Raw genomic sequence first — 26,752 nt, 5'->3', positions numbered from 1 at the left:
TCTACTTGATCAACGGGCCCGGGACGGGCACGCGCGACGTGACGGTGAGACCGGCGGAGCCGGGCGTGAACAGCAAGGTGGACGTGGATGAAGGCGGAAACGGTGGCGGGCGACGGAACGGGCGACACGCTTGCCCTGGCCGGGCGGGAGGGGGTCGACGCCGATACCGAAGCCCCGGCCGGGCCGGAGGGGGACGACGCCGACGAACCGGTCACCGGGCGGAAGCCGACCGGGGCGGAGCCGAGCTCCGGCACCGCTTCCGAGAGCGAGCCGGCCGCCGGGGAAGGGGAGGCCGAGGCGTCGTCCGCGGCTGCTGACGAGGACTCCGCGGTACGGAGGACCCGGGACGACGGGGAACCGCTGGAGACTGACACCGCTTCGGGGAGGCGCGCACCCGAGCGGGAGACCCCGGCCAAGGCCGAAGCCGTGGACGCGGACACCGCCGCCGACACCGACACCGACACCGACACCGACACCGACGAAGAAGAGGGCACCCCTGCGGACGGGCACACCCGCCCGGCGCAGGCCGACTCCCCCGGCCGGGAAACCGTAGGCAAGACCAGGCCCGTAAGCGCGGAGCCTCCCGCGGACACGCCCGTCCCCGGGAACGACGGGTCCCCCACCGCGCGGGCCGACGCCCGCGACGAGGAGATCCCGGCCGGCGTGGGCTCCGGTTCAGGGGCGGACGTACGTGTGGAGGACGAGGGCCGCGTCGCTCAGGACGACGTCCCCGACCCTCAGGGTGCCGACGCAGGAGCGCGGGGCACCGATGGCGGCGCGTCCGCCACGGCCGACGGCGGCGCGAAGCGCGCGGACGCCCCGGACGACACCGCACCGGCGCGACGCCCTTCGTGGGCCAAGGGGGACGATCAGCCGGAGGAGGACGACACCCCGGCGCGCGCCGAGGCCCGCGGAACGGCCACCCTGGCGGGCGCGCGGGCCCCCGGCGACGGCGAGGCGGGCGCCCCGCCTACCGACGGCGGCCGGGCCGGTATATCCGGGCCCGAGGGCGGGCCCCGGAAGGACGGAGTCGACAAGAGGGCGGACGCCCGGCAGGCCGCCGGGGAATCGCGGGACAAGGCCGGTGCCTGCTCCCCCTCCCCCGACCCGGAGGAGGTGGCCGAGCGGCCCGAGGACGGGACCGGCGACCGGCAGGCGACCGAGGGGGACGAGGCGCCCGCGCTGCGGAAGCCGAACGACGCGGGCGCCGACCTCGCCGCCGAGAAGCCGACCGGTACCCGCGCGGCGGCGCAGCCGCACGACCCGGAGCGCACCAGCCAGTTCGGCGTTCTCAAGGCCCCCGACGCCACCAAGCCCGCATCGCCGCCGGAGCCCGCGCCCGAACCGCCGGTCCTCGAACCCACCCGCGAGACCCCCCGCCCGCCCCTCGAACTGCTCGCCGAGCTCACCCCCACCGCTCTCCCTCCGGAGACCCCGCGCCGCACCCTCGTGCGCCGCGTCAAGGTGTGGACCCCGATCGTGCTGCTGCTCGCCGCCGCCGTCGCGGGAGGTCAGATGCTGCGCCCGCTTCCCACCCCCCAACTCGTCGCCACGCAGGACTCGGTCACCCTGGACGGCACGACCGCCATCCCCTGGCCGGCCGAGGGCCAGGCGGCCGTCCGCATCCCGGGCTCCGGCGACATCGGCACGTTCGGCGAGCAGAAGCCGGTGCCGACGGCCAGCGTGGGAAAGGTGATGACGGCGTACGTCATCCTCAAGAACCATCCGCTGCGCAAGGGCGACCCCGGCCCCCTCATCGAGGTCGACGCCAAGGCGGTCGCCGAGGGCAACTCCGATCACGAGTCGCGGGCCGAAGGGCTCACCGCCGGACAGAAGTTCAGTGAGCGGGACATGCTCAAGATGATGATGCTCCCGTCCGCCAACAACATCGCCCGCCTGCTCGCTCGTTGGGACAGCGGGAACGACGGGGCGGCCTTCGTCGCGAAGATGAACGCCGCCGCGAAGGAACTCGGGATGCGCGACACCACGTACACGGACGCCAGCGGTCTGAACTCCGGCACCGTCAGCACCGCCGTCGACCAGCTCAAGCTCGCCGAAGCGGTGATGCAGGAGGAGACGTTCCGCGTGATCGTGGCGATGGACCACGCCAAGATCGAGGGCTTGCCCGAGCCGATCGACAACAGCAACGACCTGCTCTCGGTCAAAGGTCTGCGCAACATCGGCATCAAGACGGGGTCCAGCACCCCGGCCGGCGGCACCCTGATGTGGGCCGCGGACCAGCCCGTCGGCGGTGACACCCCGCTGATCCTCGGCACGATGATGGACCAGCACGTGGACGGCCCGGACGAAGACGGCCGGGAAAGCCTGAAGCTGGTGCTGAAGAACAGCCGCAAGGTCATCGAGGCGGTCCGTAAGGCCCTCACCGCCGCTCCCGTGATCCACAAGGGGCAGACGGTCGGTTACGTCTCCGACGGGCTCGGCGGCCGGACCCCGCTCGTCGCGACGAAGGACCTCGCCGTGATCGGTGTGCCGGGCCAGCGGCTGCGGTTCACGCTCGGCACGGCCGGCGGCAAGTCCGTACCCCACGAGGCCAAGACCGGCACCGAGGTGGCCGTGCTGACGGTGGGCGACGGCCCCGGCTCGAAGACCGTGCCGGTGGCGGTCGGCACCCGGCTCGCCGAACCGTCGTTCGCCACCCGGGTGACCCGTCTCTCCTGAACGCGGTCCCCCGAGGCCCACAGTTGCGGAGCGCTATGCTCCGCGACTGTGGTGGGGCTGTTCCGGTGGTGCGGTGGCTCGTCACCGTCGGGGCGCTCCGTCCGTGTCGGATCGGGTCTCCCATGCGAGGCGGAGCTTCTCCGCGGCATCGGCGGCTTGGCGCAGACCCGCCTGGTACGCCGGTTCCCAAGCCCTGCGGTCGTTCAGGTCTGAGCCGAACGCGCGTATTGATGCCGGATCGGGCTCGATGGCGACCGCTGTGTGCGCCCCGGCGACCGCCAGCTCCTGGTCGAGCAACTCGCGGGGAAAGAGGTGCGCTTGTGGGTCGATCACGACGAGCGTGCGGGCTCCGGCTGCGAGTCCGGCGTTGGTAGCCGATCGCAGGGAGCCGTCCATGTATCGGCGGCCGTTGACGGTGATCGGCGGGTAGATGCCCGGGAAGGCCGTGCTTGCCGCCACGGCGGAGGGCAGCGGGGCGCCACTGGCACGGTCGAAGACCTCCTGCTCGCCGGTCTCAGCGTCCAGCACGGTAATGAGCAGCTTCCGGTCCGGCCACTGGTCTGCGCCGGCCAGGGCGCGCATCCGGGCGATGTGTGCCTGCTCGGGGCCGGTCTCGGCGGCGAGCGCGATCTGGCCCACTCGGCGCCGCGCCTCGGACGGGTTCGCGGCGGCATTGCGAAGCACGGCGAACGCCTCGCCCAGTCGGCGCCCGTCCACCTGGGGCGGGGTGCCGTCGGAGTCGGCGGGGCGCACAGGAGTGGCGAGCCGGCCGGGGTCCTGACCGGTGGCCAGCACTGCACCGATGATCGCGCCGGTCGAGGTGCCGACGATCAGATCTGCCTCGCTGAGATCCACCCCGCCGCGGCGCAGTCCGCAGGCCAGTCCTGCCATCCAGGCCGCGCCGACGGGCCCTCCGGCGCCCAGTGCGAGTGCCCGGTCGAGCGTGTGCATGACTGTCTCCTCCCGTTATTGAAACAGTCGTACCATATACTGACGCAGGCTCAGACCGGCAGTACGGAGAGGATGGTTCACCGTGGGACGACCCCCGGATCCCGCCCGGCGGGAGGCCACGCTGGCGCGGGCGACCGATTACGTGCTGGCGCACGGTCTGGCCGGTTTGAGCCTGCGGCCGTTGGCTGCGGCTCTCGATACCAGTCCGCGGATGCTGCTCTATGACTTCGGCAGCAAACAGGAGTTGGTAGCTGCCGTCCTGGCCGAGGCCCGCCGCCGCGGTGCGACACGTTTGGCCGAGAACCTCCCTCCGGAGGCGGCCTCTGCGGAGGAACGACTGCGCGGCATCTGGGCCTGGATCAGCGCACCGGAGCGCGCCCCGTTCGTCCGGCTGTTCTTCGAGGTGCACGCCGACGGCCTGGCTCACCCCGAGAACTACCCGGACCGGGCCGAGGCGATCACGGACTGGTTCGACATCCTCGGCTCCACGTTCCGCGACATCGCCACCGGCCCTGACGACTCTGTCACTCCCACGCTGGTCATGGCCGTCATCCGTGGTCTCCTGTTCGATCTCACGACCACAGCCGACCGCCGCCGCACCGACCGCGCCCTGGACCGCTTCTGCGAACTCCTGCGGCATTGAATCGAGACCAACGATCAGAGTGACGACGAAGGGGCGGTCGTCCCGGGCGCCGAGAACACCGCTGCCGGGCTGGGGAAGGCCCAAGGGCGGAGCCTCATGCGGGGGGCCGGAGCGTCGTCCACGGGGTGAAGGCGTTGTCCACGGACCGCAGGGCTGAGCGCAGTTCCGGGAAATGGCGCAGCATCACGCTGGTCATGCTGTTGTTCTCGATCCAGTCCAGGCCGGTCTGCGTGTACACCTGTGGCGTGTAGTCCCTGGTCAGAAATCGGTCGCTGTTGAGCCTGCGTGAGGCCATGAGGACGAATATCCGGAAGGCCGTGTCGCTGAAGGCGAAGCCCTTGGGGCGGGGCTCTGCGTACATGCCCACCATCAGGTCCACGCGTTCGATGTCGTTGTCGTAGAGCCGGCGCATCTCCTCGGCCCAGACCGGGTTGTCCGTCAGCGCCGCGAAGTCGGCGGCGGGCTCCAGGTGGAGCCGACGCCGGAACTCGTTGTACCTGGGCACGCCCATCTCGCGTATGCGCAGCACGTCGACGGCCGCCAGGTCCATGAGCTTGTCGTCCGGGCGCTGGAACTCCTGGAGGAACTTGGGGTAGTTGTGCAGGGTCACGAGGCCGGGGTGCGAGGTGCCGAAGGAGTAGAAGAGGTCCGGCAGCTCGTGGCCGGCGAACACCTCGTACGCGCGCCTGCCGGTCAGTTCCCGGAAATCCGTCTCCTGGAGCAGCGAGTCGTCCAGGGCCGAGCGGAAGCTCCAGTCATCGGGCACCAGGGGGTGCATCCGGTAGACCGCCACGAACTCCTCGGTGAGGGCGTACGGGACGCCGAAGTGATCGGTGCTGCCGCCCACGATGCCGCTGAGCAGCTCGTTCCTGCTGATCCTGCCGAGCAGCCGTTGCACCCGTTCGCCCAGCAGGCCGTACCAGTTGGCGCGCAGCGCGGCCACGGTCGTCGGGTGGCTGATGACGGCGGGGGTCCACTCCACGGTGTGGATCTTGGCAATGAGCGCGGCGTTGATCAGGCGCGCCCGCTGGAAGAGCTGTTCGTCCGACCAGGCGGGGAACTCCCGGCGCAGCCGGTCGCAGATGGTGTTGTGCTCCAGGATGAACACGTACTGCATCATCAGCAGGCCCAGCCAGAAGCCGGGAGTGTTCGCGGGATCCAGCTCCGGGGCATCGGGGAACAGCCTGCCGTCGCGTGCAACTTTGAGTTTGCCGTGCGCGCCCGAGCGCAGCCGCCGTTGGGTCGCGAGGTCGCTCCCGTAGAGCTGGGAGGCGTCCCACCAGTGCGAGTTCTCGTTGATGTGCGTCGGCGGCAGGCCGTCGCCGCCTTCGCTGCGGGTGGCGTCGGGGAGGGTCCGGGGCACGAGCATCGGTGGCGTCGGCCAGAGGTCGTCGCCCTCGAGTTCGATCCGCCAGGGGTCGTCGATGGCACCCTGTCCGTGGCTGACCCAGTCGCGGATCATGAACTGCAGCCATGCGGCGACCAGTGCGTTGACGGACGTGGCAGGGATGAACTCGTCCCGGGTGAGGAGCGTACGGCTGACCTCGCGCGGGCTGGGAGTGAGGATCTGCGGCTCCGGCTCGGGAAAGGTCACGTCCGGCGGGACGTTGCGCCCGAAACGGGAGTGCGCCATGCCCATGCGCGGGTTGTCGAGGTCGTTGTAGGAGCCGTCGGCGGTGCGCTCGGTGAGGTGCCGTGCGGCCGGCGGCTCGATGTCGGGCACCCCCTGCGCGGGGTAGCCGCTGGTGTCGTGGAGGTTGTTGCGGCGCAGATTGTCGCGCAGGCCCATGAGGGTCAGCAGGCCGAGCGGCTTGGGCAGGCACTGCCAGCCGACCTTGCGGTCGACGGCCAGCGCCAGCTGGTCGTGCAGGCGCACGAACGGCGAGCAGGCGCCATTGCCGTCGGCGTGGACCGTCGGGTTCGCACGGGACCGGGCGTGGAAAGGGCCTTTTCGCATCGTGGGGTTCCTTTCGGCAGCCAACTCGGTCGAAGGGGTCAGTTCGGACCCCGCCGCGGCCACTGGGCCACCAGCGTGAGGGCGACGTTCAGCGAGGAGATCGCCGTGGCGGCTGCCGCCGCCCGGGGCCGAAGCGTGCCGCGCCGGCCGGCCGCGGCGGCCGACAGCGCGTCGCTGGTGTGGATGACCGTGCCGACGCGCAAGGCCCGGGCGATCCGGCCCGGGTCCTGGAGGAACAGCAGTTCGGCTCCGATGAACACCGTTCGCACACCGAACATGCGCAGGACGTGGCCGAGGGCCGGCTGCGTTTCATCCGCCCCCAGCCGACGGGCCACCACCTGTGGGGCCAGTAGCGCCGCCACACCGTTCACCAGCCGGATTCCGGCGAGGCTGTATCGCGCGAAGGAGCGCGCGTCCATGGCCATTACCCTTCCGAAGGGACAGTGCGGGAAAGAGGCGCTGCGGGAACTACCGGCCCATATACGACGATAGTAGACATTGCGCCTGTCCGCGCGTCATGCGGCTGTCGTGCCGGGATCCGTGTGCGGGGTACCGTTCATCGCTTGCCTGAGGTGTGAGAGGCGCAGGTAGACGGCACGGCGGGCGCGGTTCTGGTTACCGAGGGGGCGGTGCTCGGGCAGGGCGTGCCAAGGGTTGAAGGTCAGCCGATCGGCGAGCGCGAACTGCTCCGCGCCGGCGAACTCCTGTCGCGGCAGCCGCAGTGTGGCAACGGGCACGAAGGGCGACAGGCGCTCGGGCCACACCACAGAGGCGTTCTCGATCGGCATCCGGTGGGGGTCCGTCTGCAGTTGGACGAGGAAGTCGAGGACGACATCGCGCTCGCGCAGGGTGGCGGCCAGGGCCTGGCGCAGGTAGTCGTCGACCGGGTGCCACGGGGCGCGGCTTCGCACGCCGTCGCGCGGGGCGATGGCGTACTGCATGGCCTGGCCTTCGCCGAGCAGGTACGGAACGCAGCTCCAGTAGCGCGCCTCCAGGGGGCTGGAGTGGGTTTTGGCGTACAGGCCCTGCATGACCATGTCGCACAGGTGCGGGTGGCGGGGGCCGATGAAGTACAGGACGGGGGTGCCCGCGTAGACGTGCTGTTGCAGCTTGAGGTTCTCGGTGATGTCCGGCGTGGTGAACGTGGGCGTGGTGATGCCCGTGAAGTCCTGGGTGCCCCGCTCGTCGTCGAGCAGTGTCGCGCCGTCGACGCCCAGCAGTTTGACGGCGATGCTGAGCACTCCGTTGTCCTGGATGTCGGGTGGTGCGAGGGGGCCCGGACCGGCGAAGCGGACCCAGGCCCGGTACGTCGCCGGGTGGCTGAACACTCCGTGGCGCAGCCGCTCGGGGAGCCCGTCCGGCACCGTGAACTCTCCGTGGACGACGCCGTAGGTCTTGGTGTTTCCGGCTCGCTGGGCGGTACCGGGGGTGTACTCGCGCATGATGAACCGGGCCATCTGGTGGGCAATGGCCTCGGTGGTGGCCGCTTCGTCGGGCAGTGACCTCTCCTCGGCGATGCGCAGGTGCTCGTCGTGGCGGCGGACGTTGACGCACCACTGCACCAGGGTCTGGACCGGCCCGCGGAGGAGGCGGTCGGCCGTGGGGCGGATGTAGGGGTCGATGCGCCGCTCAAGCCGAACACAGGCCAGGACCGCGTCGTTGAGCCGCTGTCGCGCGTTCACCGGTGTCCGCCCGGTCGCGCGCCCTCGCACAGGTAGCGCAGCGCCTGGAGGCCGGGCAGGAAGAAGTAGGCGCCGCCCTGGACCGAGACGAACTGCGGCAGGTCGCGGTAGCGGGTGCGGACCGGCCTCGCCTGGACGGTGAACGTCGCATCGTGGTTCTGACGGGCCGCGACGAGCGGGTCCGGGCCGTCGTACAGCCCATTGAAGTGGGCGTTGTTCAGCCAGGTGTGCTGGATGAACTCGAACTGGCGGGAGATGTTCGCCCCCAGGCACAGGAAGTGCAGGCCTCTGTCCCCGTCCCCGTCGCCGTACGCACGGCCGCGGCGCAGGATCCGGTGGCGTCGGCCGATGGCGACCGACTGGGCCGATCCGGGTCGGGGATCCAGCGAATCGCGCGGGTTGGCCCGGCGGACGTGGGCGCCGAGGGGGCAGCTCAGGCCCTCCGGATCGGTGGCGAAGTAACCGAAGTCGTTGTCCGAGCCGAGGCTCGGGGCGTCCCGCAGCGGCGCGTGCACCAGTGGCGCGCCGCTGCGCCAGCGGCCGACCATGCGTGCCGCGAGCACCTCGCGGGCCTCGGGATCGTCGGCGCCGTCGGGGTGACGCGTCGCCTCTTCGAGGTACCGGTGGAAGCCCGCGACGTCCTGCCTGAGCTGCCGGAACACCAGATAGCTTCCATTGCGTCCGAAGTCGGCGGCGCCGCCGCCGTCGGGCGCGCGGGGCAGCAAGCCGAAGGTGTCGCACGCGGCGGGCAGCAGCGGCCGGTCGGTGAGCAGTCCGTATTCGTTGGCGTAGCCGAGGACGAACTCCCCTGCCTTGACCGCGTCGTCGTCGGCGGTGGCCTTCGACAGCCCCTCGACCAGCGGCTGGGAAATGCCGTCACGGAAGCCGAAGGGCTCGCGATCGGTCAGCCGGGACGTGCCCAGGCGGACGGCCTCGGTGAGCCCGCCCCCGGCGAGGACGTCGTGGCGAACCTGCGACTCCAGCCGGTCCAGGCGCCCTTCGTCCCGGGCGTACAACAGTGCGAGGACGTCCACGGGCGGGGAGTCGGGGCCACCCCAGCGCCAGTGGCTCGGCGCGTTCTCCCCCACGTCTCCCAGGAGACGGGAGCGGTTGGGGTCGGTCATGCCCGAGACGAACTCATGTGAGAATCCGTCGAGTTCGCTGGGGTCCAGTCCGAGGCGGCGCATGCCCTCCGAGGTGAAGGCCAGGTTCAGGGCCGACTCCGGTGGCTCCGCGCTGCCGCTCGTCGCCAGCAGGGCGAGTCGTCCCAGCGCGGAGCGTGCGACAACCGGGTCGTCCACCGTGAGCAGCAGGAAGCAGGCCGACTCCAGTGCGCTGTAGCCGCGTGCGACGAGGCCCTGGATGTCGTCCAGTTCCAGGCGCGCAGCTGCTGTCATCACCGTCACACCCTTCTCTAGAACAAGGCGAGCCAGGCCCGGGTCTCGGCCGGGCCGAGTTCTCCGAAGAGACCGGCGCGGATGCGGGCGTTGGTGTCGAGGTTGCGCGTGGTCAGCGCGTCGTACGCGGAGTACCACACCTGCGTCGGCAACTGGTGGCAGCGCAGATAGTGCTTGAAGGCGAGTTCGTCCTCGGCACCGTCCCGCACGAGCCACCTGGTGCGCGGATAGCCGTGGCCGTTGCTGAAGACGGCGTTGAGGCCCCAGGCGACCTTGTCGATGAAGTCGTCCATGTAGCTTTCCAGGCTGCCGTCGTAGTTGCTCGCGAAGATCACTCGCCGTCTGTCATCGATGAACAGCCAGCGGGCGAAGTGGATGGTCTTGACCCCGGCGAGGCTGCCCCGGTTGAAGAAGTGGCGCACGCCGTAGTCGACGGCGAACAGCACCCCGGTCAGCGTGGCCCGCCGGAACCGGCCGTACTTGACGAGGCCCACTGCCGTGAACGGGTTCTGCGTGGCGAAGTCCTCGCAGGCCGCCAGCCTGGCCACGTGGTCGGGGGAGGGCCGCTCCCGGCTGGGGACGTCACGCCTTTCGTGCCGGCGCAGCACCACGACCCAGACCGGCAGGCCGATCAGGATGACGGGCAGCAGGGCGATCGCGGCCAGCGGAACCCCCACGAGGTGCGCCGCCTCCCGCATCCTCCACCGCAGCGTGGGCGGCGCGGGACCCGCCCGTGCCCACGCCAGGTCCGGGCGACCGGTGACGTACCGCTGGATGGCGGCCCGTACCTGTGCCGGATCCGCGCCGGCCGGCTCGGCGCCGCGCTGGTCGAGGAACTCCTGGATCGCCTCGCGCAGCCGGTCCTCCTGCCGGATCCGGTGCAGGCCCCGGCCGACGGTGTTGACGTAGAAGGCCGAGCTGGGCACGGCATGGGCCCGTAGCCAGGCGACCCGCGTGGCATCCGGCTCTCGGGGCGGCGGATAGCCCTCGCAGTGCCCGAACACCTTTTCCAGTCCGCTGCCGGCCTTGCCGACGAGGTCGGCGAGGTGCGCGTCCATCGGAGCGTCGACCTCGCTCATGTAGACGATGCTCGCCGGCATCGTCTGCCCGGCGTGGTCCTTTTCCTCGGGAACGAGGACCACACGAGCGAAGTGGACGCCCGCCAGCTCGGCGAAGGGGAGGAACTCGCCCCCGGTCCCCCTGCGATGTGCCTCGGCCAACACCTCTTGCACCTCGGCCACCCGCTCCGGAGGCAGCGTGGCCCCGATGGTGACGGCGATCTGCTGCGACGCGCGGCGGGCCGAAGCCGGTGCCGGCGAACCGGGGTAGGACAGGGCGAAGTTGAGGACCTTGCGCCGCCCCCAGTAGACGATGCCGAGATAGACGCCGGGCTTGACCTCCCGGATCTCGTCGCGGATCCAGTGCGCGAGGAGCGACGTCCGGGAGTAGTCCAGTACGGTGCACTCCCCGTTGTCGAGCCGGCTCGCGCCCCGGTAGACCTTGGCCCGTATCGCGCGCACTCCGAGCGGCGTGACCCTGTTGCGCAGTTCACCCCGTTCGGCGTCGAAGACCTTGCCCTTCCACGCGAGGAGCCGTGCCCACCGCGCCGCCACCTTCGCCACCATCGCCCCGCGCGCCACGAGCACCGTGCCGCGCGTCTCACCGACGGGTATCCCGCCGGCGCGGCTCATGCGGAACAGGTCGTCGAGAGCGGGGCGGGAAAGGGCCATCAGCTGATCGACGTCCGCCCCCGTGTCATGGCTCATCGCACACCTCCGTGGGCCACATCACCAGCGTATTTCAGCCCGCACCTCCCGGCATTTCGGCGGGGCGGGGGGCGCCGCAAGGTCACGGAAGCCGCCGATCGGGGCTCTGATCGTCCCGATCGGAGCAGCCTCGCCATGCGTCATGCCCCGGGCGGCGGCTCACGCCGACCGCGCTGCGGTGGTGTCACGTACGACGATGCTGCGCATGCGACTCGCCTGCCGCAAGGGACGTGTGGTGCCGTGCGCCGGTGACGATGAGCGAGACGTTCTGCCCGCCGAAGCCGAAGGAGTTGCTGAGCACGGCCTCCTGGGGGACGTCTCGTCGCTCGGCGACGACATCCAGGTCGATGTCGGGACCGACGCCGGCCGCGGTGAGGTTGCGGGTGGGCGGGATGACGCCGTGCTTCACACTGAGGACGGCGATGAGCGCCTCGATCGCGCCGGCGGCGCCGAAGAGATGGCCGAGCGCCGCCTTGGGGGCCGTGACGGTAGCGCGGCCGAAGACCTCTCCGATCGCGTGTGCCTCGGCGACGTCGCCGACTGGTGTGCCGGTGGCGTGGGCGTTGATGTGGCTGATCTGCTCGGGCGCCAAGCCGGCTTGTGCGAGGGCTTTCCGCATGGCCGAGATCTGACCGGAGCCGTCGGGAGCGGGCGCCGTGATGTGGTGGGCATCGGCGGCGATGCCGGCGCCCGCGAGCACCGCGTGGACGTGGGCGCCCCGTGCGTTGGCATGCTCGGCGCTTTCGAGCACCACGACAGCCGCGCCTTCACTGAGGACGAATCCGCTGCGGTCCGCGGCGAACGGCCGTGACGCCGAGGCGGGTTCAGCGGTGTGCCGCGAGAGTGCTTGGGCCTGGGCGAAGCCGGCGACGGTGATGGGGGTGATCGCGGCCTCGGTCCCGCCCGCGATGACCACGTCCGCCTCGCCGGCGCGGATGAGCCTGGCCCCCAGGGCGATCGCCTCGGCACCGGAGGAGCACGCCGAGACGGGCGTGTAGACCCCCGCCCGTGCGCCGTACTCGATACTGATCAGCGCCGCCGCGGCATTGGGCATGAGCATCGGGACCGTGCGTGGCGAGACGCGCCGGGTCCCGGCCGCCTCCAGTGCGTCGTCTTCCTTCAACAGCGTCCGTATGCCCCCGATGCCCGTGCCGATGGCCGATGCGAGCCGGTCGGGGTCCACGTCCGGGGCGCCGGCGTCGGCCCATGCTTCCGCCGCCGCGGTGAGGGCTGCCTGCTGCGAGCGGTCGAGCCGCCTGGCCTGCACCGGCGGCAGCGATGCAGCGGGGTCGATCGCCATCGTCCCCGCCACGGCGCCGGGAAGGCCGGCGCCCTCGTGGCCGGGCAGGACGCCGCCGCGGATGCCGGACTCGCCGGCGAGCAGGGCGTCCCAGGTGGACACCACGTCCCCACCGAGTGGCGTGATGGCGCCGAGTCCGGTCACTACGACTTCAGTCCCGTGCATTCCATGGACCTTTCTTGTATGCGATACAAGCGAGCGAAACCCTGTTGTATCACATACAATTTGGGCGTGGAGACGAAGCGAACCGAAGCCCGATCAACGCCGGGTCGGTCGCGTGACCGCGGTCGCGCGACCAGGCGCCGGCTGATCGAGGCCACTGCACAGCTCTGCAAGGAGCGGCCCGGTGCCGAGTTGAGCGTCGCGGCGATCGCGAAAGCGGCAGACGCCTTCCCGAATCAGGTCACCTACTACTTCGGCTCCAAGGACGCGCTGCTCGTGCACGCCGCTTTTCTCGGCTTGCTGCACGACGCCCGACGCATCGAGCGCATCGGGCGCCAGGCCCCCGACGCGGCGGCATTCCGGCGCAACGTTGCCCGCGCCGTCCTGGCCATGCCCTCGCTCCCCTCGGTCGCGCGCGCACTCGCCGCCGGGATCTCCAAGCCCGAACTCGCTCCCGTGGTCGACCAGCACCTCCAGCTGCTGTTCCGGCAATCCGAGCGCTTCGTGAGCCAGCTCATCGACAGTCGCGGCTGGAGGACCCGTCGACCGCTCAGCGTGGAGGCCAGGACGTTCTGGAGCACCGCGCTCGGCGCAGTGCTGCTCGTCCGCGCCGGAGCAAACGGCACTGTCGCCGACCTCGACCTCGCCGGAGCATTGACCATCCATGACGGACCCGAACCCGGCTAAAGGTTGTTGCAGAAGGCTCAGGCTTGGGCATTTTCCATTTATGGGTGGGGCGTTGCGGGCTGAGCCGGTGTGGGTGGAGACGTTCACGGGCTTGCGGATCGACCGGTTCGCGAGGCTGGTGAGGGTGGTCCGGGAGCGGGGCGGAAACGGTCCTGGTAGTGACCGTCCGTGGTGCCTGCCGCTGGCGGAACGGGTGTTGCTGGTTGGGGTCTCCTCGGCAACGGTCTGCCGTGTGATCCAGCGGTTGCGCGGCCGCTGCCGGCGCTGGAGCCGGCCCCGCGGCCGGTGGCCGACGTGGACCGGTTGTGGATCGTGGACGGCACCTTGATTCCGGTCCGCGACCGCACCTTGCCGCCTCGTCGAGGAACTACCGATTCTCGGCGAACGTGCAGGTCATCATCCACACGGACAGCCGACTGATCGTCGCGAGCGCCCGCCCGGCGCCGGGAAACAAGGCAGACGCCCACGTCTGGCGTGAGTCGGACCTGCCCGCCAGGGCCGCCGGAACGACAGCCATCGCAGGCGGGGCCTACCTCGGCACCCGGGCTCATCCTCCCGCACCGCAGACGAGCCGGCCGCCCCTCCTGCGTGCCCAGGAAGAGCACAACGCCGAACACCGACGCGTCCGCGCCCGCGTGGAGCACACCTTCGCCCGGATGAAGAACTGGAAGATCCTCCGCGACTGCCGTCAGGGGCCGACGCTTGCCAGGGTGACCCCGGCGAAGGCGAAACGGGATGCGGTGCTTCCCGTCAGTTTCTCGTAGAAGGGCACAGGGTGCTGTCCGTGCTCGTATACATCGACTCTGCGCCAGCCAGGCTGCTGCTCGACGAGCCGGCAACTGCTGCCGCGACCTGCGGACAAAATCAATCGCGGCTCAGCCCGTAAGTGACGCACGTCACTTCGCGTGGTGTCACGTTTCCGTCGGCACACGGTGTCTTGAGGGCATGAGCAAACACAGCAGCCCCAACAAGGTCGTGGTCATCGGCGGTGGGTACGCCGGGACGCTCGCGGCCAACCGCCTGCGGGCACGCCCCGACGTCGACATCACTTTGGTCAATCCGCGCCCGGAGTTCGTCGAACGCATCCGGCTGCATCAGTTCGTGGCCCGTACCGGCGAGGCCACGATCGACTACGGCACGCTGCTCGGCGAGGGCATCGAGCTGGTCGTCGACAGTGCCACGCGCATCGACGCCGCCGCCCGCACGATACGGCTGGCATCGGGACGCACACTGGACTACGACTATGTGATCTACGCGGTCGGCAGCACCGGAGCGACACCTGCATCGGTGCCCGGCACGACCGAATTCGCCTACGACGTCGCTGAGCTGAAGTCCGCACAGCGGCTGCGTACCAGGCTGGAGGAGTTGCCCCTCGATGCTCCGGTCACCGTGGTGGGCGGCGGATTGACCGGCATCGAGACGGCCGCCGAGCTGGCCGAGCAAGGGCGCAGGATCACGCTGGTGTGCGGGCGCACCCTGGCGCCGACGTTCAGCGCGCCCGGCCGCCGGTACATCGCCACGTGGCTGTCCCGGCACGGTGTCGCCGTACTCGAGGCCGCCTCGGTGAGCGAGGTCCGACAGGACGCGGTCGTCCTTGCCGACGGTGGGGTGCGTCCGAGCGCGCTGGCGATCTGGACGGCAGGTTTCGGGGTGCCGGAACTGGCGGCGGAGAGCGGGCTGCGCACCGACCCGATCGGCCGGTTGCTCACCGACGAGACGCTGACCAGCGTCGACGACGACCGCATCGTCGCGGCCGGCGACGCCGCCGCACCCTCGGGACAGCCATTGCGGATGAGCGGCTACGCCGCCGGGCCGCTCGGGGCGCATGCTGCCGACACCGTGCTGAGCCGTATCGCGGGAACCGAACCAGCCGTGATCGATCTGGCCTTCACCGGGGCGTGCGTCAGCCTCGGTCGGCGTGCCGGCATCCGACAGCTCGCCCGCAAGGACGACACCGCGGTGAACCTCTACATCGGCGGCCGCGCGGGAGCGGCGATCAAGGAGGTGACCTGCAGGTTCGTGGTCGCGAAGCGGATCCGCCGCGAGGCGGTCAAGCCGGGTTCCATGGGCTGGCCGAAGGGCGGCCCGCGTCCCTCGGGAGCGGACTCCGCCGCGCGGAAGGCCACCTCTCCGTGAGCACCGACGAGCACGCCGAGCGGTTCACCCTGCTGCGGCCGCTGTTGTTCACGATCGTCTACGAGATCCTCGGCTCGGCGACCGACTCCGACGACGTGCTGCAGAACAGCTATCTCCGGTGGGCCGAAGTGGACCTCGCGACGGTACGGGACACCAAGTCGTATCTGGCCCAACTGGTGACCCGACAGGCACTCAACGCTTTGCGGACGAGCGCGCGCCGCCGCGAGGACTACATCGGCCCGTGGCTGCCCGAGCCGCTGCTCCTGGACGAGAACGACGCCTCAGCCGACGTGCTGCTCGCCGAGTCGGTTTCGATGGCGATGCTCGTGCTGCTCGAAACACTCACCCCCGATGAGCGTGCGGTGTTCGTGCTGCGCGAGGTGTTCGGCTTCGAGTTCCGAGACGTCGCCATGGCGGTGGGCAAGTCCGTGTCGACGGTGCGTCAGGTGGCGCACCGTGCCCGTGAGCACGTACGGGCGCGGCGCAAGCGCTTCGAGCCCCTCGATGCCGTCACGACCGCGCGGATCACCGAGCAGTTCCTGACCGCGGCGACCACCGGCGACCTGGACGGACTGCTCTCGCTGCTCGCACCGGACGTCACCTGGACCGCCGACAGCGGCGGCAAAGCCACCGCGGCACGCCGGCCGGTGGTCGGAGCGGAGAGGGTGGCCGCGGTCCTCATGAGCCTGTTCCGCCTGGAGCGGCTGGCGGACTTGCGGATCGAGAGGGTGAACTGCAACAACACGCCCGCCCTCGTCCTCAGCGGCGAACGCCTGGAAGGCGTCTTCCTGATCGAGACCGACGACGGGAAGATCACCCATTTCTACGCCATGCGCAATCCGGACAAACTCCTCGCGGTGGCGGTCCCCCGTCGGATCAGCCGGTAGGAGCAGGCGGCAATCAGGTGTAATCACGCATGTCCGTCACCGGCGGACGGACGTCGGCGGCTCCACGTCGATTTCCGCTGCAGGGCTCACCCCGGTTTGACCAGCTCGACTGAACGACGACCAAGGAGTTGACCTTGACCGACACGCTGGTAGTGATCGTCGGCGCGGGGCCGACCGGACTGATGCGCGCGTGCGAGCCGGGGCTTGCCGGGATCGATGTGCTCGAGCGTCTCCCGAAGCCTCGAACGGTGGAGTCGCGGGCCGGAGGGCTGCACATCCGCACGATGGAGACGCTCGATCAGCGGGGCCTCCTCGACCGGTTTCTCGAACGTGGCTTCCGCAGGCAGGGTGTGCACTTCTCCGGCCTCCGGCTCGACGTATCCGATGTGGCGACGCGGCATCCGTACACTCTCGTCATCATGCAGTCTCCGCCGCGCCGAGCGGCGGCCACGGCATGCTGCCGGGGCAGTCCAGTCGGGGCGCTGACAAGGGTTCGACGCAGAGCACCGTCCGTGCCTCACATCAAGCCGCCGCCTCATGACCGGGGCCGGGACGGCCGTCGATCGTTGGAGGTGAGCAGGTTCCCTGCTGTGTCACGGCGACCGCCCCGGCTACCTCACGGATACCCCCGACGTCCCATTTCACCCGATAGCGGTTTCCGCCCCGGCCCTGGACATGACGGTGGCCTGCACCCTGGGAAGGGCGCAGGCCACCGGCTTGCGGTGTCAGCTCCTGGCTATTGTCGTGTGCGACTACCAGCGGTACCAGCGACCGCTGCCGCCCTTCGGGCGGGCGACGAACCCGATCAGCCACAGCACCAGAACTGCGATGGCGACCCACCAGAGGATCTTCACCGCGAAACCGGCACCGAAAAGGATCAGAGCGAGCAGAAGAACAAGAAGCAGGGGAACCATAGTTATCAACCTCCGAACCGCCTACTGCCCGGCCACGCTCCACCCATGCGTTCGAATTTTATGCGTTTCTTATTGCGCGAGGCGGGCAAGAGAACCGATCAACTCTCCCCGCACCGAGGGCATGTACAGGCCGAGCGGCCACAATGATCCCCCAGAGCAGGCGGCCCGACATGCGGCGTACCCGAAGATCCTGCACGGCGCCGTCGCTCATCACGGGGCGTACCTGCCCACCTGGTCGCGGGGGAACGCAGGCCGCACCACCGGCTGCCGGCTCCGGTGATCGGCGTTGCTGCATGTGATCACGCCGTTGCCGACCAGAACCCGCGCCGTGTCCAGGCGCCGCTAGCCGACCCGACCCGTGCGGTGCCGGGCCCGATCGCGGAACCAGGCACCGGTGCCCACCAGCACTGCCACTCCCACACCGTAGAGAGGCAGCCACAGGGTCGTCGTGGCCGCGAGGCACTCGGCAACAGCCTTACCGGCTTGGACTTCCTGTGCGAGCGCCAGGGCCGCGCCGTCAGTGCCGGTCATGTTGCCGAGCGCGGCCTCCGCCTGGAGGGCCTGGTACCTGCCCAGCAGCTCGCACTCACGACGCGTGCCCGGCATCGGAAACAGCCAGGCCTGACGCTGTAGAAGGGGGGCGAGAGCGAGCGCCACGCACAGGCCTACGACCAGCGCGTAGGCGACCAGGCCGCGCAGGTATGCCGAACGGATGCCCGGCGTCCACTCCGCCCGGTGCTGGAAGGCGAGCATCACCGCGAGGAGCGTCACTCCGATGAACGTGGCGAACCACTGCCACGAGCCCTGGGCGAGCGCGAACGTCAGCACAACGGCGAGTCCGATGCCGATGACACCAGGGGCGGGAGTGTCATCGCCTGCTGCCGCGGATGCCGGCGTCGGGGTCTCACGCGGGCTGGGTTCGCTCATGGGCCTCTCCTGCAGCAGGAGGAATCATCGCTCTAGCACGGATTTCGAGTGGTGGCACGAATGCTGTTCCGGCACCTGTCGGCCGTTGGGAACGGACCAGCACAGGCGGGTCGATCGATCCCTCAGAGGTCGTCGCCTTCGTCGTCGTCAGCGCCGTGGTCGCCGCCGTGGTCGCCGCCGTGGTCGCCGCTGGGGTCTCCGCTGTGATCACCAGGGCCCACGATCGTCCACGGACGCATCAGGTCGTCGTCCTCGTGTTCAAGAAGGTGGCAGTGGTGGACGTACGTCGCTGGGAATGCGGTTCCGCTGCCCGGAATCGACGCGATCGGATTCGTCGGCGGGCTGAATTCTTGACTGATGATCCTGGTCACCGTCTCCGGATACGCTTTGACCGTGTCCTTGTCGGATTGCGCTTCGTCCGGGTCCGGCGGAATCGGTGGGCCGGTGAAATATTTGGCCAATACCGGCCTGTCCTCCCGCTTGCGGCCACCGTCGATCCACTTTTCGTAAGCCGCCTGGTAGCCGGCTGCATCGATCGGCTGCCTGTTCACGACCTGGAAGTTGACGAGATGGACATGCATCGGGTGGGCGTCATGGTTGGGATTGACGTACTCCCAGATCTCTGACGAGCCCGCCTTGATGAAGTCTTCGGACGGTTCCATGAACGGCACCGCGTTGAACGTCATGGTGCTGAAGAGCTTGTGCTGGTACACGACCCATTCCCGCCGACGGGTGTTCGGTTTCGGCACGATGGGCACGGCTACCGGCAGTTTGAGGTCCTTGGGCGGAGTCGTCTTGTCCGACCCTCCGGACAACGGTTTCGTGACCCGGAATTGCATGATTTCCGAGATTTGCGGTCCGAGGCCCGGCATACCGGGGTAGTGGACCGGCGCGTGGTAGTTGCTCAATGTGATCTTCGTGCCCATTGGCATTTGACCGAAGTCAACGATCAGGTCGTACCGCTCGGCTGACCCGATCAGGAAGTTCAGCATCTGCAATGGAGTGCGAAAGCCGCCGTCGGTGCCGATCAGCCAGAACGGCAACGTGGGCTGAGGCAGTACGTCCCTGGGAACGTCGAACCTCAGTCGCCAGAAGCGCTCGTTCGAACCGTTGAGAATGCGCAGCCGGTAGCGTCGCGGTTCGACGGCGAGGAAGGGATACGCCTTCCCGTTGACGACCGGGGTGTCCTCCCCTTCCCGCTGAGCCATCGTATAGGCGAGCGATCCGTCCCGGTTGAAGGTCCGGTCTTGCAGGATGAGTGGGACTTCGAATTCCCCTCGCGGCAGGCCGAGCCCCTCATCGGCGGGGTCACCCACACGATAGAGACCGGCGAGGCCCGCGTACACGTTGAGGCTGGTCATCCCCATGCCGTGATCGTGGTACCAGAGCATGCACGAACGGTCCTGGTTGGTATAGGCGCAGATCGCTTCGTTGCGTTTGACCCGGCTCGGGTTCAAAGTGGTATAGGACTCGGCGTGGATTCCGTCGGGGCTGAACGAGTGCAGCGGCATGCCGTCGGACTGTGGTGCTGTGAAACCGCCGTGCTGGTGTACGACGTTCCACACGTTGACGTTCTGCGGAAATGGCGGTTTGGTCTTGTAGGGAGGCGGTGCAATCGGGGCGAGCTCGGGGTCCGCCTTGCGAATGGTGTCGATCACGGACTGGAACAGATGGGTGGTCGGCAGGTGGTTGCGATACTTGATGACCGTCGGCCGGTCCTTGGTCACGTTGAAGGTCGGCCCCAGATAGCCCATGCCGATCGGCTTGTGAGGATCGTGCGGGTTCGTGGCCCAGTAACCCCACACGGTTGCCGGCCCGAGATCGCGGTGGAAGCGCCACGTGCCTTGCCGCATCGTGAGCTCGTAGTAGTCGGCGCCCGGGTAGGCGGAAACATCCGGGACGGCCGTCATCGGCCTGGGCAGCGGGTCCACGTACTTCTCCAGGGGAGGGGTCTGCGGCACCGGGGCGTCCGCAGTGCCCATGCCGTGACCCCCGTGGCGCGTCCCGTGATCTGCCGACGATCCGCCTGTGCTCGAAGAGCACCCCGTGGAAAGCATGGCCGCACCCCCCAGAGCTCCACCGGCCATGAGGAATTCCCTGCGCCCGACCATCGTCTCCCGCCTTCCATCGCCGTGACGCCCAAGGGATACATGACTGGTTCGAAACCTTGCCGCAGCACGCCGGTCTGATCCGGGAAAGCCACCTGTTGGGCACATTCTTTTGGCATATGCGACAACATCATCGTGACCGGTGTGGTCGGTCGCGTTGTGGTGATGTGCAGCGCCCGAGTCGTCTCTCAGCCGGTCACCGACTGCAACCGCTGCGGGCCCCCCATCATGGGGGACTTCGCCACCAGTGCCGTCGTCCTGACGAGGACATTGCACGTGACGACGTAGACCCCGTGTATCGACTGGCCTCAACGCGATGCCGATTTATGGCAGCGCCACCGACGTGTCATGCTCATCGCATGCCGACGACCAAGCCAGTCGCGGCAGCCCTGACTGGATTGGGGCTGGACAGTCCAGCCGGCTCGGTCTGAACCTGTCCGTCCGGGCGGCGATGCCCGACCCGCGCACTCCGCAGGGGGAGCCGGCATGCATCCCGGTGTGATGGCCCCGGCTGCCGGAGCCCCGGCAACGTCGTGAGCGGTCGGCGGTGGGGCTGTGTGAGGAGCGGACCGATGATCGGTGCGGGTGTCGGACGCGCTCAGCCGGGCAGCGTGACGAGTCCCCTCTCATAGGCGGTGATCACGAGCTGGACCCGGTCCCGGGCACCCAATTTGGTGAGCAGGCGCGACACGTGGGACTTGGCGGTGGCCACCGTGATGAAGAGGTCCTCCGCGATCTCCGTGTTCGACCGGCCCCGCCCGACCAGGGTGAGGACTTCCCGTTCCCGCTCCGTGATGCCCTCGAGCTGCCGCGGAGAGCGTGCCGGAGGTGCTTCGGGGCGCCCGGCGAACTCGGCGATCAGGCGGCGCGTGACACCCGGGGCGATCAGCGCGTCGCCGGCGGCGACCACGCGGATCGCCGTGAGGATGTCGTCGAGCGCCATGTCCTTGACCATGAAGCCGCTCGCTCCGGCGCGGAGCGCGCCGTAGACGTGGTCGTCCTCGTCGAAGGTGGTCAGGATGAGGACGCGGGCGGCCGCCGGACCGGCGGTGATGAGTCGAGTGGCCTCGATCCCGTCCATGCCGGGCATCCGGATGTCCATCACCACGACGTCGGGGTGTACGTCCCCGACCAGTTGGACCGCCTCGGCGCCGGTGGCCGCTTCGCCCACGACCTCCAGGTCGGGTTGGTCAGCCATGATCACGCGCAGGCCGGACCGCACCAGGGGCTGGTCGTCGGCCAGCAGGACGCGTACGGGAGCGGCCGTCATCGGGCCCCTACCGCAACTCCGGTGGGCTCGGGCAAGGGCAGCCGCGCCGCCACCCGGAAGCCGCCCTCGGGACGCGGCCCGGCGCTGAGGCGGCCGTGCAGCAAGGCGACCCGCTCGCGCATGCCCACGATGCCGAAGCCGTGGGTCGGGCCGCCCTCGGTGGCACCGCGCCCGTCGTCGACGATTTCCACGAATAGTTCCCCGTCCCCGAATTCGATGCTCACGCGGCAGTGTCCGGTGCCCGCGTGGCGGACCACATTGGTCAGAGCCTCCTGGACGATACGGTAGGCCGACAGGTCGATGTCGGCCGGCAGCGGGCGCTGTTCCCCGCCGCGGCGTACGTCCACACGTACGCCGGCGTCCGTCGTCGCCGTCGCCAGCCGTTCGATGTCGGCCAGACCGGGCGAAGGCGTGAGCGGTGCCCGACCCGAAGCCGCCGCGTCCGGGTCAGCTTGACGGAGTGCGACCAGCGTTCGCCGAAGGCCCGACAAGGTCTCTCTGCTGGTGGCTTCGATGGCTCGCAGGGCCTCGCGGGCCTCCTCGGGTTGGGTCTGAATGACCCGGCTCCCCACCCCGGCCTGGATGGCGATGATGCCGATGCTGTGCGCGACCATGTCGTGCAACTCCCTTGCGATCCGCAGCCGTTCGGCGACCACGGCCTCAGCCACCTCCTGCGCGCGCAGTTCCACCGCGTGCTCGCGGCGCTCGCGGCTCAGGAGGCCGACCGTGCAGGCCGCGGCCATCGCCAGAAGGGCGATCACGAGGTTGACTGTCATGCCCTCGCCGTGCGCGAAGCCGCCGACGAGCAGGACTTGGACGACGAGGGACGTAGCCACAGCGACGGTCGAAGCCCGCCGCGGGCGGGTGGCGACGATGAAGGCCAGGGCGAGGTCCACCGCCAGACAGGGCAGGAACTGGCCCTGGTACGAAGCCGACAGGTCCACCCGGGCGGAGCTCGGGGGGCCCACGACCACGGCGATGGATCCGAGGAGCACCATGGACAGGGCCAGAATGGGCCTGCTCCGTAGGATTCCGACGAGCAGGCACGCCGCCAGCAGTGCCCCGATGCCGTGGACCGTGCCCGAAGCCCGCGGCCCACCTCCTATGAGCAGACCCACCGCGAGGACGTAGAGGACGCCTCCCACCCAGGCCATGACCTTCGCTCTCGTCATCGACGGTGTGCCGTTTCGAGGCGCTGTGCCGTCCCGCGGCCGTGTGCCCGCGTCGTGCTGTGCGACGCGCGCGGGCGACGGGGTGGTCGATATGCCGTTCATCCCGCGAGGTTATCCAGCCACCGACCCCGCGGCATCGGCCCGTGGGCGTACGCCCACGGGCGAACCCGGCCGCACGATTGCCGCCCACGGCCCCATGACCGGACGGGACCCTCCCGGCAGGGTTGTCCACGTGATCGAAGTCAATGAACTCACCAAGCGCTACGGCGGCAAGACCGCCGTCGACCAGTTGTCCTTCATCGTGCGGCCGGGCCAGGTCACCGGCTTCCTCGGCCCCAACGGAGCCGGCAAGTCCACCACCCTGCGGATGATCCTCGGCCTGGAGTCGCCCACCGGCGGCGCCGCCACCGTCAGCGGAGTCCCCTTCCACAGCCACCCTCGCGGCCTGCGGCACGTCGGCGCCCTCCTCGACGCGGGCCAGGTCCACGGCGGACGCACCGGCACGGCCCACTTGTCCGCCCTGGCCCGCAGCAACGGGATCTCCCCCCGCCGGGTGGACGAGGTGCTGCACCAAGTGGGCCTGGCCGAGGCGGCGACCCGCCGCATCGGCGGCTACTCGCTCGGCATGAAGCAGCGGCTGGGAGTCGCCACCGCCCTGCTCGGCGACCCGCCGGTGCTGATGTTCGACGAGCCGGTCAACGGCATGGACCCGGAAGGGGTGCTCTGGATGCGCCGCCTCTTCCGCCGCCTCGCGGCGGAGGGCCGCACGGTCTTCCTCTCCAGCCACCTCATGTCGGAGATGGAGAACACCGCCGACCAGCTCGTCGTCATCGGCCGGGGCCGGCTCATCGCCGCCGAGTCGGTACGGGACTTCGCGGCCCGCAGCACCGGCCTCGGCGTGGTGGTCGGCACGCGGGAGGCAGCCGAGCTGACCGCAGTACTGAGCGCTGCGGGCGCGTCGGTCGAGCCGGAGGGATCGGCGGGCGCCGAGAAACTCGCCGTGACCGGACTGCCGGCGGACCGGATCGCCGCGCTCGCCCTCGAGAACGGGATCCTGCTGAACGAGCTGACCACCCGAACCGCCTCGTTGGAGGAGGCCTTCATGAAACTCACCGCCGACAGCGTCGAATACCAGGCAGGACAGCCCCGATGACCACACCCGCCTCCGCCCTCGCGAGCACTGCGGCCGCGTCCCTCGCCGAGCCGCCCGCCCGCTTCCGTGACCTGCTCGCCTCTGAGTGGATCAAGATGCGGTCCCTGCGCTCCACCCCGTGGACCCTCGCGCTCACCATCCTGTTCGTCACCGGTTCCGCCGCCGTGGCCACCTTGGCGGACAAGGCCGCGGGCTCCGAACCCGCCGGCTTCCTGGCCTACGACGCCTATCCGGCGACCGGGTACATGACGCTGATCCTCGTCGCCGGGAGCATGGGCGCCCTCACCGTCGTGAGCGAATACGGCAGCGGGATGATCCGCACGACCACCGTGGCCGTACCCGACCGTGGCGCGGTGGTGCTGGCCAAGGCGGTCGTCACCGCCGTGCTGTGGACCGCGGTCGGCACGGCCGCCTCCATCGGATCCTTCCTGGTCTCCCAGGCCATCCTGAACGGGCGCGCTGCCGGCGTTCCGATCACCCACCCCGATGTCTTCCGGCCGCTGGTGGCATCCGCGTTGCTGGCTCCGGTGTGCGCCCTCGTCGGTCTGGGCCTCGGCGTTCTGCTCCGGCATACCGCCGGGACCGTGCTCACCAGCGTATTCGCCTTGCTGATGCTGCCCACCATGTTCTCGGAGAGCAACCGCTGGTCGGCCGATGCCAGACACATGATGGTGTCGGCCGCCTGGACCCGCCTGGTCGAGACCTGGGAGCCCGACCCCGGATCCCTGGGCTACACCGCCACGCTCCCCGGCTCCTGGGTCGTGTACGCCCTCTGGCCGCTGGCAGCGGTCGCCCTCGCGGTGGTCGTCGTCCGGCATCGCGACGTGTGACACGTGCCTCCGAGACGCACGCATCGTGCCCCTGGGGCTCAGGGCAAGGCCCTCGATGCGTGATGTGGCCGAGACACGGGAGCGCCTGGGTTGCATGTCCTCGTGACGCAGGGGCCGGCCTGGGGATGTCCGAGGCGGCTGGCAGTCTGGCCTGGTGATGATCCGTGGATATGAGACCGACCCGGTCGTGCCCGGGGAGGAGTTGCTCTCCCTGCCGGGGTTCTGGGCCGCCTACCTGATGTGGTTGTGCTCGACGGAGGACGGCGACGAACCCGAGCCTTCGTGGTTCGGTGCGGACGAGGCCGACACCGACTCCGCCTACGAGTCCCTGTCGGACGAGGAACGGTGGCCGGCCTTCCGGGTTCCGTTCGGCGGCGGCCACTGCGCGGTCGTGTTGGCGCGCAACCTGGCGGAGGACGCGGGGACGGAGTACCTCATCACCCATCCGTCCTGGGGCCGCGACGGGTACCTGGCCACCCTGGACGGGCACCAGGCCGGCCCCGGCCTGTCCTGGCGGGAACTGATCCATATCGCCCGCACCCCCGATCCGGCCGCCCCCGGAGTGCAGGACCCGAACGCCCGGCTGCTGCTCCTGCTGCCCGCCCTGGGCGACGAAGACCTCCCCGCGGACGCGGCCGAGGTACTCCACGGCGCACTGGTCTGGACGGGAGCCCCGGCGGAGGAGGCCCGGAAAGCGGTCGGGGCCCTCCTGGTGGACCATCCGCTGTGGGAGCCGGCCGGATGGACGCTGCCGGCCCCCTCACCGCTCTCCGGCAGCCAGGCACCCTTCACCGGCATCCTCTACTGCGACGAACCGGGAAGCCCGCGGTGCGGAACGGGACTGGCCCAGGGCATCACCCGGGAGCAGAGTGACCAACTCGCCCGCGCTCTCGGAACGTGGCCGGAGGACTGAGGACGGGCGCGCGGGGTCGCCTGTGGGGCGGGCCGTTCCTTCCACCGCTGGGCCGACACTCCATGGCCGCCGACGGACCCTGTTTCGTGCCGCCCGGCGCACATGGCTCGCCCGGGCTGCCAGGTCGTGGTGGCGCCCGGGTTATTCCGGCGTACCGCCGTGCGTGGGAATGACGCCGAGCTGCTGGAGGAAGCCGAGGAGGTCCTTGTCCGACCACTTCTCCGCAAGCCTGCCGTTTTCGATGCGGTGAATCACCGTCGCCGTCATCGTGAGCTGGTTCCCGGTGGCGGGGATGCCGGGAAGGTCCTTCTCGTGAACTCCACGGGCCGTCATCCGGGTCACCACCTTGTCGCCTTCCGCGATCTGGTCTTCGATCTCATGTGTCCCGGGAGTGGCCTCCCAGAAGAGACGGAACGCCTGCTTGAGCCCCTCGCGACCGGACCCGAACCCGGGGAACGGAGGGGGCGAGTGGTCCTGGTAGTCCTCGGCCACGAGTGCGTCCATGGCCTCCACGTTGCCCTTGTCGATCTCCGCGTAGAAGCGGCGAACCAACCTCTTGTTCTCTTCGCTCGACACGGGACTCCCCTACGCGCGTTTCGTACGGCCGGACCGGCGTACAGGATCGGAAGCATGGCCCGTCCGCCGTGAGACGACGTCTCCGCCACGCGCGCTTGCGTGTGCGATCACCCGGAAGCAGCCGTGCGCGTACCTCGGCGCGGCGAGCCGGCAGGGCGAACACGGCCTGATGCGGCGACGGGGGCGCGCAATGGTTTTTGATCAACGTGGTGCCCGAGTCGTCCCCGTTCAGTTGTGCCTCTCGAATCCCGCCAGCAGTCCGCGGGGGTCGAAGGTCACCCGGATCCGGGTGACCTTCCCGTCCTCCACATGCATCCAGTTCGCCGTCGGTGTGGGCGGCGCAACGCTCGTGTGCAGGTCGAACCAGGTGATCACTTCATCGCCGTCCGCCACCCGCACCTTCACGTCGATCTTTTCCAGGACCTGACCGAGCCCCTTCAAACCGGCGAGCGCCTCCTCCACCCCCGACGCCGTTCCCAGCGCTCCGACGAAGTCGACGTCCTCGGCCAACAACCCTCGCAAGGCCTCGAAGTCGCCCTCCTCCCAGGCGGTGAAGTAGGTCTCGGCAAGCTCTCGTGCAGTCTTCGTCGTGGTCATGCCTCCATCCTCCAACCACCGCGATCCATCCGTCCAACACATGGA

23 protein-coding genes and 1 pseudogene are annotated in these 26,752 nt (G+C 69.7%); 10 read left to right on the top strand and 14 right to left on the bottom strand.

From position 1 onward, the window contains the following. Nucleotides 1-87 precede the first annotated feature (87 nt). Complete coding sequence (locus tag OG861_RS30780; RefSeq protein WP_329191900.1) at nucleotides 88-2,679, top strand: D-alanyl-D-alanine carboxypeptidase; 2,592 nt, start codon at nucleotides 88-90, stop codon at nucleotides 2,677-2,679. 81 nt (nucleotides 2,680-2,760) lie between these two features. Here the strand turns inward: OG861_RS30780 and OG861_RS30775 are convergent, their stop codons facing one another. Then, nucleotides 2,761-3,630, bottom strand: a complete 870-nt coding sequence (locus tag OG861_RS30775; RefSeq protein ID WP_329191902.1) for a patatin-like phospholipase family protein — start codon at nucleotides 3,628-3,630, stop codon at nucleotides 2,761-2,763. A gap of 82 nt (nucleotides 3,631-3,712) precedes the next feature. On the opposite strand from OG861_RS30775, the gene OG861_RS30770 reads away from it, so the two are divergent. Then, nucleotides 3,713-4,273 (top strand): TetR family transcriptional regulator, encoded by a 561-nt coding sequence (locus tag OG861_RS30770; RefSeq protein WP_329191904.1) that lies wholly within the window; start codon nucleotides 3,713-3,715, stop codon nucleotides 4,271-4,273. 94 nt (nucleotides 4,274-4,367) lie between these two features. Here OG861_RS30770 and OG861_RS30765 read toward each other — a convergent pair whose 3' ends face one another. From OG861_RS30765 to OG861_RS30740, 6 genes are all read right to left on the bottom strand, one after another. Then, nucleotides 4,368-6,230: a peroxidase family protein gene (locus tag OG861_RS30765; RefSeq protein ID WP_330261925.1), complete on the bottom strand. Its 1,863-nt coding sequence runs from the start codon at nucleotides 6,228-6,230 to the stop codon at nucleotides 4,368-4,370. 38 nt (nucleotides 6,231-6,268) lie between these two features. Next, the gene (locus OG861_RS30760) at nucleotides 6,269-6,649 is read right to left on the bottom strand and encodes a hypothetical protein (RefSeq protein ID WP_330261924.1); all 381 of its coding nucleotides are present in this window, start codon (nucleotides 6,647-6,649) and stop codon (nucleotides 6,269-6,271) included. Nucleotides 6,650-6,745: 96 nt separating this feature from the next. Further along, entirely contained in the window at nucleotides 6,746-7,912 is a 1,167-nt protein-coding gene (locus tag OG861_RS30755; protein ID WP_329191908.1) for a hypothetical protein, read from the bottom strand. Beyond that, nucleotides 7,909-9,309, bottom strand: a complete 1,401-nt coding sequence (locus OG861_RS30750) for a Dyp-type peroxidase (protein WP_329191909.1) — start codon at nucleotides 9,307-9,309, stop codon at nucleotides 7,909-7,911. Before OG861_RS30750 ends, OG861_RS30755 begins: the two co-directional genes overlap by 4 nt. Before the next feature lie 17 nt (nucleotides 9,310-9,326). Beyond that, on the bottom strand, nucleotides 9,327-11,075 hold the full coding sequence (locus OG861_RS30745; protein WP_330261923.1) for a hypothetical protein: 1,749 nt from the start codon (nucleotides 11,073-11,075) through the stop codon (nucleotides 9,327-9,329). Nucleotides 11,076-11,259: 184 nt separating this feature from the next. Then, the gene (locus OG861_RS30740; RefSeq protein WP_329191912.1) at nucleotides 11,260-12,540 is read right to left on the bottom strand and encodes a beta-ketoacyl-[acyl-carrier-protein] synthase family protein; all 1,281 of its coding nucleotides are present in this window, start codon (nucleotides 12,538-12,540) and stop codon (nucleotides 11,260-11,262) included. Nucleotides 12,541-12,606: 66 nt separating this feature from the next. Between OG861_RS30740 and OG861_RS30735 the strand changes: the two genes are divergently transcribed. The 5 genes and pseudogenes from OG861_RS30735 to OG861_RS30715 all read left to right on the top strand — a co-directional run. Then, the gene (locus OG861_RS30735) at nucleotides 12,607-13,224 is read left to right on the top strand and encodes a TetR/AcrR family transcriptional regulator C-terminal domain-containing protein (protein ID WP_329191914.1); all 618 of its coding nucleotides are present in this window, start codon (nucleotides 12,607-12,609) and stop codon (nucleotides 13,222-13,224) included. Between the two features lie 386 nt (nucleotides 13,225-13,610). Further along, nucleotides 13,611-13,988 (top strand): transposase family protein, encoded by a 378-nt coding sequence (locus OG861_RS30730; RefSeq protein WP_329191916.1) that lies wholly within the window; start codon nucleotides 13,611-13,613, stop codon nucleotides 13,986-13,988. Nucleotides 13,989-14,169: 181 nt separating this feature from the next. After that, nucleotides 14,170-15,360: an NAD(P)/FAD-dependent oxidoreductase gene (locus tag OG861_RS30725; protein ID WP_329375201.1), complete on the top strand. Its 1,191-nt coding sequence runs from the start codon at nucleotides 14,170-14,172 to the stop codon at nucleotides 15,358-15,360. Beyond that, a complete protein-coding gene (gene sigJ, locus OG861_RS30720) occupies nucleotides 15,357-16,247 on the top strand; it encodes an RNA polymerase sigma factor SigJ (RefSeq protein ID WP_329191921.1) in 891 nt (296 codons plus the stop codon). The genes OG861_RS30725 and sigJ overlap by 4 nt, the downstream gene beginning before the upstream one ends. 182 nt (nucleotides 16,248-16,429) lie before the next feature. After that, nucleotides 16,430-16,612: pseudogene (locus OG861_RS30715) on the top strand (FAD-dependent monooxygenase); the annotation flags it as partial. A gap of 387 nt (nucleotides 16,613-16,999) precedes the next feature. On the opposite strand, the gene OG861_RS30710 reads toward OG861_RS30715, so the two are convergent. The 5 genes from OG861_RS30710 to OG861_RS30690 form a co-directional block, all read right to left on the bottom strand. Next, a complete protein-coding gene (locus OG861_RS30710; RefSeq protein WP_037792689.1) occupies nucleotides 17,000-17,161 on the bottom strand; it encodes a hypothetical protein in 162 nt (53 codons plus the stop codon). A gap of 342 nt (nucleotides 17,162-17,503) precedes the next feature. Further along, nucleotides 17,504-18,088: a hypothetical protein gene (locus OG861_RS30705; RefSeq protein ID WP_329191923.1), complete on the bottom strand. Its 585-nt coding sequence runs from the start codon at nucleotides 18,086-18,088 to the stop codon at nucleotides 17,504-17,506. 122 nt (nucleotides 18,089-18,210) lie between these two features. Continuing rightward, nucleotides 18,211-20,070, bottom strand: coding sequence for a multicopper oxidase family protein (locus OG861_RS30700; RefSeq protein WP_329191925.1), 1,860 nt, complete (start codon nucleotides 20,068-20,070; stop codon nucleotides 18,211-18,213). Between the two features lie 724 nt (nucleotides 20,071-20,794). Next, entirely contained in the window at nucleotides 20,795-21,466 is a 672-nt protein-coding gene (locus OG861_RS30695; RefSeq protein ID WP_329191927.1) for a response regulator transcription factor, read from the bottom strand. Then, nucleotides 21,463-22,638, bottom strand: a complete 1,176-nt coding sequence (locus OG861_RS30690; protein ID WP_330261922.1) for a sensor histidine kinase — start codon at nucleotides 22,636-22,638, stop codon at nucleotides 21,463-21,465. Before OG861_RS30690 ends, OG861_RS30695 begins: the two co-directional genes overlap by 4 nt. 232 nt (nucleotides 22,639-22,870) lie before the next feature. Between OG861_RS30690 and OG861_RS30685 the strand changes: the two genes are divergently transcribed. The 3 genes from OG861_RS30685 to OG861_RS30675 all read left to right on the top strand — a co-directional run bounded on the left by OG861_RS30685 (nucleotide 22,871) and on the right by OG861_RS30675 (nucleotide 25,534). Next, a complete protein-coding gene (locus OG861_RS30685) occupies nucleotides 22,871-23,791 on the top strand; it encodes an ABC transporter ATP-binding protein (protein ID WP_329191931.1) in 921 nt (306 codons plus the stop codon). Continuing rightward, the gene (locus OG861_RS30680; protein ID WP_329191933.1) at nucleotides 23,788-24,621 is read left to right on the top strand and encodes an ABC transporter permease; all 834 of its coding nucleotides are present in this window, start codon (nucleotides 23,788-23,790) and stop codon (nucleotides 24,619-24,621) included. Before OG861_RS30685 ends, OG861_RS30680 begins: the two co-directional genes overlap by 4 nt. A gap of 157 nt (nucleotides 24,622-24,778) precedes the next feature. After that, entirely contained in the window at nucleotides 24,779-25,534 is a 756-nt protein-coding gene (locus OG861_RS30675) for a hypothetical protein (RefSeq protein ID WP_329191935.1), read from the top strand. A 141-nt stretch (nucleotides 25,535-25,675) separates the two neighbouring features. On the opposite strand, the gene OG861_RS30670 is transcribed toward OG861_RS30675, so the two are convergent. Both OG861_RS30670 and OG861_RS30665 read right to left on the bottom strand, forming a co-directional pair. Further along, nucleotides 25,676-26,110, bottom strand: coding sequence for an ester cyclase (locus OG861_RS30670; RefSeq protein ID WP_329191937.1), 435 nt, complete (start codon nucleotides 26,108-26,110; stop codon nucleotides 25,676-25,678). 228 nt (nucleotides 26,111-26,338) lie between these two features. Next, complete coding sequence (locus OG861_RS30665) at nucleotides 26,339-26,707, bottom strand: nuclear transport factor 2 family protein (RefSeq protein ID WP_329191940.1); 369 nt, start codon at nucleotides 26,705-26,707, stop codon at nucleotides 26,339-26,341. Nucleotides 26,708-26,752: the final 45 nt, after the last annotated feature.

This window comes from Streptomyces sp. NBC_00539 (assembly GCF_036346105.1).
Classification (GTDB): Bacteria; Actinomycetota; Actinomycetes; order Streptomycetales; family Streptomycetaceae; genus Streptomyces.
This window is presented reverse-complemented; position numbering and strand designations above follow the sequence as displayed.